Annotated in this window: 7 protein-coding genes; 1 reads left to right on the forward strand and 6 read right to left on the reverse strand. The window is 53.6% G+C overall.

Translation table 11 applies throughout. The annotated features are described in order from the left end of the window. Positions 1-255: 255 nt before the first annotated feature. From GKG34_RS15335 to GKG34_RS15990, 5 genes are all read right to left on the reverse strand, one after another. Positions 256-1,641 (reverse strand): relaxase/mobilization nuclease domain-containing protein, encoded by a 1,386-nt coding sequence (locus tag GKG34_RS15335; protein ID WP_154256823.1) that lies wholly within the window; start codon positions 1,639-1,641, stop codon positions 256-258. 53 nt (positions 1,642-1,694) lie between these two features. Beyond that, positions 1,695-1,970: a hypothetical protein gene (locus GKG34_RS15340; protein WP_005946167.1), complete on the reverse strand. Its 276-nt coding sequence runs from the start codon at positions 1,968-1,970 to the stop codon at positions 1,695-1,697. 104 nt (positions 1,971-2,074) lie between these two features. Continuing rightward, positions 2,075-2,407 carry a plasmid mobilization relaxosome protein MobC gene (gene mobC, locus GKG34_RS15345; RefSeq protein ID WP_005946168.1) on the reverse strand — a complete coding sequence of 111 codons (333 nt, stop codon included), beginning with the start codon at positions 2,405-2,407 and terminating at the stop codon, positions 2,075-2,077. Next, positions 2,404-7,959, reverse strand: a complete 5,556-nt coding sequence (locus GKG34_RS15350; RefSeq protein WP_243139293.1) for a DEAD/DEAH box helicase family protein — start codon at positions 7,957-7,959, stop codon at positions 2,404-2,406. The genes mobC and GKG34_RS15350 overlap by 4 nt, the downstream gene beginning before the upstream one ends. 686 nt (positions 7,960-8,645) lie before the next feature. Continuing rightward, positions 8,646-9,002, reverse strand: a complete 357-nt coding sequence (locus GKG34_RS15990; protein WP_155115908.1) for a TnpV protein — start codon at positions 9,000-9,002, stop codon at positions 8,646-8,648. Positions 9,003-9,132: 130 nt separating this feature from the next. Here GKG34_RS15990 and GKG34_RS15995 point away from each other — a divergent pair, with 130 nt between their 5' ends. Continuing rightward, positions 9,133-9,912 carry a hypothetical protein gene (locus tag GKG34_RS15995; RefSeq protein ID WP_243139292.1) on the forward strand — a complete coding sequence of 260 codons (780 nt, stop codon included), beginning with the start codon at positions 9,133-9,135 and terminating at the stop codon, positions 9,910-9,912. On the opposite strand, the gene GKG34_RS15355 is transcribed toward GKG34_RS15995, so the two are convergent. Continuing rightward, positions 9,909-10,817: a radical SAM mobile pair protein B gene (locus GKG34_RS15355; protein WP_005946180.1), complete on the reverse strand. Its 909-nt coding sequence runs from the start codon at positions 10,815-10,817 to the stop codon at positions 9,909-9,911. The genes GKG34_RS15995 and GKG34_RS15355 overlap by 4 nt on opposite strands. Between the last annotated feature and the right edge of the window lie 24 nt (positions 10,818-10,841).

A 10,841-nucleotide genomic window follows, 5' to 3' on the forward strand; every position in this document is an offset into this window, starting at 1 on the left:
TGTAGCTTAGGTTTGGGCGTCTGTATAGCTCACTGGCTGTGAACCTTTCAGAACCAACACAATTGTAGCAAGCAGGGCGTTCGTATATACAAACGCCATTTTTGCGTTGCAAAATGCTTGTTGGGATAGCCCCAAACCCTTTGTGTACTGCATCCGCCGGATGCAAGCTGCACATTTGTGCCAAATGCTCCTATAACGAAAAAAAAAACACCGAGGACTCTCCCCCAAATGGGAAGAATCCTCGGTGTTTTCTGTTTAGCGGGTCTGCGATTTTTCCTTGGGGTCTTTTTCCTCGGCGAAGAACAGCTCCACATTCTTCTGTGCTTTTTTCAATTCCTGCATTTCATCCCGTGCCTTACGGTAGGCTGGATATGCTGCTTTCTTCTGTGAAAGCAGTGCAGCGTATTCGGCATCCAGTTCTTTTACCTTTGGCAACTTTTTCAAACTCGCTTCATCAAAAGCGGCTTTTGCAGCCTTGTGCAGTGTAATCTGCTCCCGGTGGGCTTCCAAAAATTTTTTACTGTACCCTGACTTTCGGTAGGCATCGTAGACTGGTCGAGTTTTGGCGTAGTTGATGATGTGTGCTTTCAGCACTGTAATTTCTGCCAACCGCTTCTCAGAGGCTTTAATGGAATCGCCCAGTTCATGATAACGGGCAGTGGCAGCGTCCACACGCTCCTGCATTTCTTCGATGCTGCCGATTTTATTTTCCTGCAAAAAAATCAGGGTCTTGGACATCTCTTTCAAATTGTAGCGTTTCGCCCACCGTGCATAGCCTTCGCTTTTGCCCTCGGAGAGCTTTGCCTGAATGTCCACCAACAGATGGAATGGTTGCTCTTTCGGTGGCTGCTTCTGATGCGGGCGGTGTTCGGCTTCTCCGGCAATGACCGCCTTGATTTCATCTTCACTGTATCCTGCGCCCAGTGTCCGAAAACGGATAAAGCGTTTCTGCCGTGTTCCTTTGACCGAAGTGTACTTTCCCCGTTTGATTTTGTAGCCCTGCTGTTCCAGCTTTTGAAGGAAGCCCTCGAAACTTGCAGGTTTCTCGTTCAGCAGGATGTTGTCAATTACGGCACACAACTTATCTCGATTACTTTCTCTGGGTGGATAAAGGGTGCTCTTCTGCCGCTCTCGGTACGGCTTGATTTCAATGACAGACAGTTGATGTTCCAGACAAATCAAATCGCTCAACCGTTGCACAGCCAGCCCGGACAATAAAAAATCCCGGAATTTCCGGGTGCTGTCCAGCGCAGTGGAGTTATAAATAATGTGGTTGTGGATGTGCTCCCGGTCCGTGTGGGTGGCAACGATAAACGCATACTTGCCTTTGGTGAAACGCATTGCCAGTTCGTAGCCCACCTTGTTAGCTTCCTCGGCGGTGATCTCACCGGGCTTGAAGGACTGTCGAATCTGATAAGCAATCACATCATTTTTTTGTCTGCGCCCAGTCATCAGTTCATACTGGCGTTTGGAGAGCATAAATTCTTCATCCACGGTCAGGGGACTGCATTCGTAACTGCTGACCAGTTCGCCCTGCTGTGTCTTGTCCGGGTTCTGGGCGTAATCTGTTCGGCTTTTCAGGCAGGCCGCAACCGACTTGCCTTTGTTTTTGTGCAGCGCAATCAAGCGTGTTGCAGCCAGTTCTACCACCTCCCGGCAAAAAGAAAATGCCGCACAATGGCGGCATAAAGATTTTATAATTCTGCAACCCAGCCACTGAACCATTCCACGGCTTCTACAATGACTGTTCCGGCGGTGATGAGCAGGAAGCATCCAAACTCTGCCACCAGTAAAATCAAAAACTGCAGCCACTCCCGGCAGTACAGCGTATAAAGACCGCAGCCGAAAATATACAGCATGGGCAGAGCCAGCACAAACGCCGACAGGTTCAGCGTCCATTTCAGCATCAGCGCAAGGAAAGCAGTAATCAGCCAAAACGGGAAAACAATCATCTTAAAAATGAACCTCATATCCAGCACCTGCCTTTCAACTTTATTATAAAGGCATCTCCACACCCCTTGCAAGGATGTCACCCCTTATGTACCCCCGCAGTCCTCCAACTGCGGGGAAAATTTTAGAGTTCTGCCAGCCGGGAAAGAATCTGCCGACCAAGCTCAATCAGTTCATCCAGCCGCTGCCGCAGATCCTCCATGTCGGCGGCGTAGACCAGACCATTTTCATTGGCGGCTTTGGCATATTGGTTCAGGTTGTTGCTGCACATCTGCAAAAGATATGCCATGCGCTGCAGTTGCGGCAGGTCAAGGTTCAGGCAGTAGCCGTCCAGTGCCATCTTGCGGATATAGGCACTCAGGCTGCGGATGCCCATGCTCAGCATCTTTTCATAGATGCGGTTCTTCTCGGCCTTTGTTGTTCTCAGGATGATGATCTCGTCCCGCTTTTCCCTCACCGGGCATCACCATCCTTGTCGTAATAACTGCGGAAGGGCTTCACCGGCTCCGGCTTGTCCGACTTTTCTTCCAGCGCTGCCAGCACCGAGGGGCGGCGAGGTGCATCCTCCTGTTCCGGCTCATGGCTCTTTTCGTCCACATCCAACTGGGCGTTCAGCTCTGCAAGGCGGGCTGACTTTTCAGCCAGTTCTTCTTCCTGCGGGAAGGGCTTTTCCACCTCAATCTGCGCCGCCGCCTGCTGCTGATGCAGAGTGGCTAGTTCATTCTCAGCAGAGTTAATGCGCTCCGGGAAATTGTTCAAGGAGTTGCCCAGACGGATAATGTTGCCCAGCGGGTCGGTGCCCAGTGCTATCGGGTATCTCCGCTGACCCTTCAGAATCGCCTGATATTCGCTGCGGAAGGTATCGAACCGCAGAGACAACTCAAATCCCCGGTAACTGCCGATGACTTTTTCCTCAGCGTTGGGCAGTTCCGAGCAGGCAAGCACCAGACGCTCACCGGCGGTCTTTTTCTCATCGTAGGTCACGCCCTTGATGGTCATGCCGCAGAAACCCTCTTGCACCTGCGGGTGGGCAGCGGCAAGCTGTGCGTCCGCTTTCACCCCAGCAATATAGGCGTTCGTTTCCTGAATGTCAGCCGGGAATTTGGTCAGCAGCTTGTCTTGCAGACGGAATTTCTGGCTCTGATGGTCGGCTTTCAGAACTTTGAGTTTTGCGACCTGAACATCCAAATCCATCTTCTCCTTGATGAGCGGATTTCCGGCGCACAATGCCTTGATCTCCGCATAGGAAAGAGCCTGCTCGTCCACATCCTCACAGGAGCGCACCGGGGATTTGCTGGTCATAATTTGGCTGATGAATCGCTGCTTATTCTCAAGGGTCTGAAACAAGTACGAGTCAAATGTCCCTTCCGTGACATAATTGAACACCTTGACTTCCTTATTCATATTGCCCTGACGGATGATGCGACCGTTGCGCTGGGTCATGTCGCTGGGTTTCCAGCCAACGTCCAAGTGATGCACCGCCACAAGCTGGGACTGGACGTTGGTGCCCGCTCCCATTTTTGCCGTACTTCCGAGCAAAACTCGCACATCGCCGGAGCGCACTTTGGAGAACAAAGCTGCCTTTTTCGCTTCGGTATCGGCGTTGTGGATAAACTCGATCTCGTTTTCCGGCACACCGGCAGCAACCAGCTTTTTGCGAATATCATCGTAGACGTTGAAGTTGCCGTCGTTTTTCGGTGTCGAGAGGTCGCAGAACAAAAGCTGGGTCAACTTCTGGTCTTTGCCTTCCTCCCAGATCTTCAACACATTTTGAACGCATACGTTCAATTTGCTGTTGGGATCATCGGGCAGCATGGGGTTCATCAAGCGAACGTCCAAGCCGATTTTTCTGCCGTCGTTGGTGACACAGAGCATATTGTCCACGAATGCATCCACGGTGCCGGAGTGGATTTCTGCCGCACGCTTGCTCAGTTCCTGCACCATTTCCTTTTGAATCTCCGAGGGTTTTGCCACCACCGTTTCAAACTTCGCCTCCGGCACCGGAAGATGGAGCTGGTCGCTGGTTTTAATGTCTGCAACCTCCTTGAACATCGACATTAACTCCGGGAGATTGAAGAACTTTGCAAATCTTGTTCTGGCACGGTAGCCCGTACCCTCCGGGGCCAGCTCGATGGCGGTGGTGGTCTCGCCAAAGGTGGATGCCCAGCAGTCGAAGTGGGTCAGCTTTTTCTGCTGCAAGGTGCTGTACTGGAGGTACCGCATGACCGTGTACAGTTCGGTCATGGAATTGCTCACGGGCGTGCCCGTGGCGAACACCACGCCCCGCCCGCCGGTGATCTCATCCAGATAGCGGCACTTGCCGAACATATCGCTGGATTTCTGGGCTTCGCTGGTGGACAATCCTGCGACATTACGCATTTTTGTGGTCAAAAAGAGGTTCTTGTAAAAATGGCTTTCGTCCACAAACAGCCTGTCAACACCGAGCTGTTCAAAGGTAATCACATCGTCCTTGCGCTCATCGGAGCGCAGTTTTTCCAGCTTGGTTTCCAGCGTTTTCCGGGTCTTTTCCATCTGCTTGATAGAGAAATTCTCGCCTGCATGGGCTTTCAGTTCGTTGATGGCGGCAAGCGTTTCGTCAATTTGCTCCTGAATGATGCGCTCCTGCCGTTCAAAGGACAGCGGGATGCGCTCAAATTGCGAATGGCCGATGATGACAGCATCATAGTCACCGGTGGCGATGCGGGCGCAGAATTTTTTACGGTTGGCAGTCTCAAAGTCCTTGCGCCGTGCCACTAGCAACTTGGCATTGGGGTAGAGGTTCAGAAACTCCGAAGCCCATTGCTCCGTCAGGTGATTGGGCACCACGAACAGCGATTTCTGGCACAAACCAAGGCGTTTCGCTTCCATAGCAGACGCCGCCATTTCGTAGGTCTTGCCTGCCCCCACTTCGTGTGCAAGCAGCGTATTGCCGCCATAAAGCACATGAGCAATGGCGTTGCGTTGGTGCTCCCGGAGGGTGATTTCCGGGTTCATGCCAACAAAGTGAATGTGGGAACCGTCATACTCACGGGGTCTGGTGCTGTTGAACAACTCATTGTACTGCTTTACCAGCGCTATGCGCCGCTGGGGGTCTTGCCAGACCCAGTTGGCAAAAGCATCCTTGATGACCTGCTGTTTCTGCTGCGCAAGCATGGTCTCCCGCTTGTTCAGCACACGCTTGAGTTTGCCATCGGCATCCTCGATGGTGTCGTAGATGCGGACATCTTTCAGGTTCAGGGTCTCCTCCAGAATCTTGTAGGCGTTGGCACGGGATGTGCCGTAGGTCTCGGAGGAGATAATGTCGCCCCGCCCCGTAGCCGTTTTGCCCTCCACACGCCATTCGGCGGTATACGGAGAATATCTCACCTTGACCGCATGGCGCAGATAGTAGGGGATCTGGAAGGTCTCGGTCATAAACTTTTGGATAATATCCGGGTCGAGCCACGTTGCACCCAAGCGCACATCAATTTCGGAGGCTTCCAGTTCTCTGGGCTGTGCCTTGGTCAGCGCATCCACATTGACGGCAAATTCCGGGTTGGTCTCTGCCGCAAACTGCGCCATCCGCAGCTTGGCCCGGACATCGCCGGAAAGGTACTCGTCTGCCATCTGCCAGCCGGCTTCCGGGTCAGTGGGGTCGGCGGCAGGGTCCTTGAAGATCACGCCGGAGAGTTCGGTGGTAATGCGCCCGTAGTCACCGGGAGTGCCCAGCAGTTCTGCCATATAGGGCAAGTCCACCTTGCCATGCTCCCCGATGGACACTGCCAACGCTTCGCTGGGGGTGTCCACACTGGTGACAGTGCGCTCCGGGCGAATGGTGCGCTTGGTGAACATCGCCGCCTTACTCTTGAGCTGCCCCTGCTCGTCCAGATTTTCCAGCGAACACAGCAGATAGTAGGAGGAATCCTGCTCAAAAAGTCGCCCGTTTTTGCGGTCGTTCAGCAGACCGTACTTTGCGGTAAAGGCATCGTAGGCGGCGTTCAGCTTTGCCTGTGTCTCCTTAATGTCCTCGTCCGGGAAGTCGTTCAACTGCTGGTCGATCAGGTCATTGACGATTTGCCGCAGCTCCACCATGCCGGTGACACGCCCCTTGGCGGTATCGGACAGCTCCACCTGCGTCATCACGGAATTTTCCCGGTAGAACACCTCGCCGTCCACCACGGTGTAGGAGAAGTTTTTTACATCCGGGTCAGCTGGGAGAATGTGCTTCTCATTTTCGGCATCCGCAATATCTGGTGTTTCTACCTCAACTTCGGTGTATTGCCCCTCAATATGCTGTACCGCTTCTGCAAGCTGGTCTGCCAGCACTGCACCCTCAATGGGTGCAACGGTGAGTTCCTCCCGTCCGTACTGGGCGCTTTCGGTGGTCAGCTCGCCCAGCACCATCTCCGGGTGGTCTACGAAATACTGGTTGATGGCAAAGCCATCTTCTGTTTTGCCCAACTGCACCCAGTCCGGCTCATGGTCGATGGGACGGTCACGTTTTTGCAGGAAAATAATGTCGCTGACAACATCCGTACCAGCGTTAGCACGGAACGCATTGTTGGGCAGACGGATAGCCCCCAACAGGGCAGCACGCTCTGCCATGTGCTTGCGGGCGGCGCTGTCCTTGCTGTCCATAGTATAGCGGCTGGTGACGAACGCCACTATGCCGCCCGGACGCGCTTGGTCGATGGCTTTCGCAAAGAAATAATTGTGGATGCTGAATCCTAGCTTGTTGTACGCTTTGTCGTTGACCTTGTACTGACCGAAAGGCACGTTGCCCACCGCCAAATCGTAGAAATCACGGCGGTCGGTGGTTTCAAAGCCAGCCACGGTAATGTCTGCCTGCGGGTACAGTTTTTTCGCAATGCGCCCGGTGATGCTGTCCAACTCCACGCCGTATAAGCGGCTGTCTGCCATGCTGTCCGGCAGCATTCCAAAGAAGTTGCCCACGCCCATACTAGGCTCCAGAATGTTACCGCTGCGGAAACCCATGCGCTCCACGGCATCGTAGATACTACGGATGACGGTAGGGCTGGTATAGTGGGCGTTCAGGGTGCTGGAACGGGCGGCGGCGCACTCATCCTCGGAGAGCAGCCCTTTCAGTTCGGCGTACTCTTTTGCCCAACTATCTTTGCTGGGGTCAAAGGCATCTGCCAAACCGCCCCAGCCTACATATTGCGAAAGCACCTGCTGCTCCTCGGCGGTGGCACCACGATGCTCCTGCTCCAACTGGAACAGGGTGCGGATGGCCTCAATGTTCCGCGCGTACTTCTGCTTAGGACCTCCGATACCCAAATCATCATCCGTGATGTGGAAGTTCCCGGCAGGCTCCGGCGCAGGTTCAGCATTCAGGGCTTCATCCAAGGCAGCGGCATCTGGGAAGGTCTGCACCTTTCCGTCCATCACGGCAGAAATGGGCAGCTCGTCCAGTTCTTCGTCGGAAAGCTGCGGAATATCCTGTTCCTGCTCGTACAACTCCCGGACAACCGCCAGCGGTTCCTCCCGGAAAACTGGCATCCGCATCTCTGCCAGTGCTACATCCTGCAGGGACACACTGCCCTTATCGAAGTTGACGTTATCCACCCGGAAAGCGCGTCCTTCCATGTGGACGGTGGCTCCCAGCGGCAGATAATCCTCCCGGCGCAGGTACTTGGTCTGGTGGTGGGTGCCATCCTCGTTCAGCCCAGCAAGATAGACGTTCTCACCACACTGCCACAGTTGTTTGGCACGGTGCGCCCACTGGTCGCGGGGAAAGCCAGTGACCGGGACGGTGCCCAATTCCGTTTCCTTTTCCAGCAGCTTTCCGCCCAGAAGTTCGCTGATTTTTCGGGCATCCTCGCCGTAAAACTCAAACTGCCCGCCCTGTTCAAAGCCTACCAGTGCGTCCGGGTGCTGCTCCTTCAGGGCATTGTACTCTGCGGCTGCATCCAGCAGCAACAGTGCCGGGCGTTCCTCCGCCTTGCTGTGGTAGTGCTCCAGTTCTTCGTCCGTGACGCTGACCAATTCCGAAAAATTCAGAGCCTCCAACTCTGTTTCGGTCAGCTCTTCCAGACTTTCGTACTGCCGCTCATCTATCAATACCTCGCCCAGATACCGCTCCACTCGATACCCCACCAGATCCACGTTGACCTGAATGGGAATGTCCTCGTCGGTGGCGTGGGTGTAGGCAATGTCGATTTTAGCAGGATTAGAAAAGTCCGGCTCGGAGTCGTATTCCTCCAAGCAGAAATCCCGAATCAGGTTTTTGGCACGATTTATGGCACCATCCGGCTTTACGCTGACAGGCACAGGGGGCGTGTAATGCTCCTTTTCCTTGTCAGTCAGGTAGCGGTCGGACTGGATCATCAGGTTGATATATTGTTCCACCTGTGTCCATTTCAGGGTGATTTTCTGGTGGTCGGGGTAATGGTCGAATTCCAGACCCTTCCAGTCGTGATTCACAAAACCCCGGCTTCCGTCCAGAAAATCGTGGGAGTGACCACCGGTGCCGTATTCCTTTGCCAGTGCCTTGGCGCGGAGATTGCGGTCGGTCTGGGTCTGGTACAGTGCCATAATGCGCTGTTTGCCGCCCATAAATCCCGAACCGTGCCGCCGCAGCTCGTTCTCAATTTCAGCCTGCGACAAAACAAAAGCGGAGGGCGTTTTTTCGCTCTCCGCTTGGTCGATGATTTCGATTTGCTGGGCTTCCGTAGGGATGGCAACATCCAGAAAACTTAGCTGTAGATCAGCTCCGTCAGCACCAGTTCCTCTGCCTGCGCTTTCAGACTGTTCATGTGCTGCACCCAAGCCATCTGATTCTGCTGCTTGTCTGGGGCCGGGGTCTGTTTCAGCAACTGCTTCATGGTCTGCTGCATCCGGCTTTCTGCCGTCTGCTCCACTTCCATCAGGTGCGGGTACAGGCTCCCGTTCAGGAGCATCGTGTTGTACAGCACTGGGCGATGGTTCATCAGGTACGTCCGGCGCAGCCTGCCGTACTTGCCCAACGGCTTCCGGGGCTGGTTCAGGATCAGGTTCGGGAGCTGGTAGTCCCCGACGGTCGAGTAGGTCACGTTCCTGCTGTTCGTATTCATATTGGCTCCTTTCTACATTGCGGCGGCGAATGGTTGTTTTCACGGTGCGCTCGATGTTTCGCAGCACCTCCCGGCTCATGTCGCTGACAGCTGCGCCGAGGGCAAAGACGGCATCCGGGGTAGAAAACTCGTGGATGGCTCGAAAATCTTCCTTGTCGAACCACCCGGCAGGCTCAAAGCCGCAGCGTTCCAGCAGCGTGTAGGTGACGCTGATGGCGGCGGCGGACTTGAACTGCATCTCCACCCCGGCATCATCATAATCCATCAGCAACGAACCGTCAACGATGGCGCGGATGTCCCCGCCGTTGTTGTCCCAGTAATCTGCCACCAGTTTCCCTGCAACGTCCGCAAGCTGCTGGCTGACACGCTCTCCGCTGATGCCGTAGGTGGCGGCGAGCATTTCCGAAACCGGCTGTTTCAGGTCATCGTTGTACTGCCACACCTCCGGGTCACGGGAATTGCGGCGCACTCCGGTGTCCGACACATCGAAAACGTAGTGCAGCCGGGGGAATCCGCTGGATTCATCCAGCAGAGCAATGCCCTTGGCACCCCGACGCACATAGCGGTTCATCCGGTTGTTCCAGATGTCGAAGTCGGCGCAGGCGGTGGCATCGGGGCGCTGGGCGTAGATCATCAGCTGGTCTGCAAAGGGGTACTTGTACAGCCGGGATGCAGTGGTCAAATAGTCCGTCCAGCTTTCCCAGTACCGGGTCAAGCCGTTCGCCGTGCGCTGGGCAAGGGCGAGATATTCTTCGGTTTTGCTTGGCATAGCGTTCCTCCCTTCAATCTCGTTGTAAACAAAAAGCGAGCGGCCTTTTCAGGTCACTCGCTTATGGAATCTATGGTATTTTGTTCGTGTTTTACGGCAAACTTTTCTGCCATCTCCAGCAGACGGTCAATTTCTGTTTAACGATTTCTTTTTCCAGTATTCTCTGTCCCACGGATTTCCTCATGATAGAAATAATCCACGATTACCGGATGTCCCTGCGGGACTCTTCCATAAGGCATTTCATTATCCACAAAGGCACAATCATACTTCTTAGCCATTTCCGCAGCTTTTACTTCAAGTGCTTCAAAGTAGCTGCGGTTATGCTTGTTATAGATCTCATCGTAAAGTGGCACAAGATCAGGATGTTTTTCGGCGATATAATCCATAATTGTCTTTTTGAAGCCGCCCCGAAGATTAAGGTTCTCGAGCCAGAACAGATCGCACTGATTCTTTACCCGCTCAAAGATGGCTTCAAAGTCCGTGATACCGGGAAATACCGGGGATACGAAACAGACTGTACGGATACCTGCTTCATATACCTGCTTCATAGCAGCGATACGCCGCTCAATGCTCGAAGCAGAGTCCATATCGTTCTTGAAATTTTCATCCAGTGTGTTGATCGACCATGAAACGGTTACTCGTCCAAGCTTCTTCAGCAGATCAATATCTCGTACCACAAGATCAGACTTTGTGCAGATCAGAACATCTGCGTCACTGCCGATCAGCTGCTTCAGAAGTTTTCTGGTATTCCCAAATTGCTCCTCCTGTGGATTGTAGCCATCCGTCACAGAACCGATGACCACACGCTGTCCGGCATATTTCTTCGGATTTTTAATTTCGGGCCAATGTTTCACATCAAGGAATGTGCCCCATTCTTCCGTGTGCCCGGTAAAGCGCTTCATAAAAGAAGCATAGCAATACTTGCAGGCATGTGTACAGCCCACATAGGGATTGACCGAGTAACCGCCTACCGGCAGACTAGACTTAGTCATGATGTTCTTTGTTTCCACCTCACGAATGAGGATTCCATTTATTACTTCTTCCATGATTTCTGTACCTCTAACACTTTA

Origin of the sequence: Faecalibacterium sp. BIOML-A4, from assembly GCF_009679665.1 — a bacterium.
GTDB lineage: Bacteria > Bacillota > Clostridia > Oscillospirales > Ruminococcaceae > Faecalibacterium > Faecalibacterium taiwanense.

Coding starts and splice junctions, on each gene's coding strand:
- GKG34_RS15340 (WP_005946167.1), bottom strand. CDS start 1,970: ATGAGGTTCATTTTTAAGATGATTGTTTTCCCGTTTTGGCTGATTACT.
- GKG34_RS15990 (WP_155115908.1), bottom strand. CDS start 9,002: ATGAATACGAACAGCAGGAACGTGACCTACTCGACCGTCGGGGACTAC.
- GKG34_RS15355 (WP_005946180.1), bottom strand. CDS start 10,817: ATGGAAGAAGTAATAAATGGAATCCTCATTCGTGAGGTGGAAACAAAG.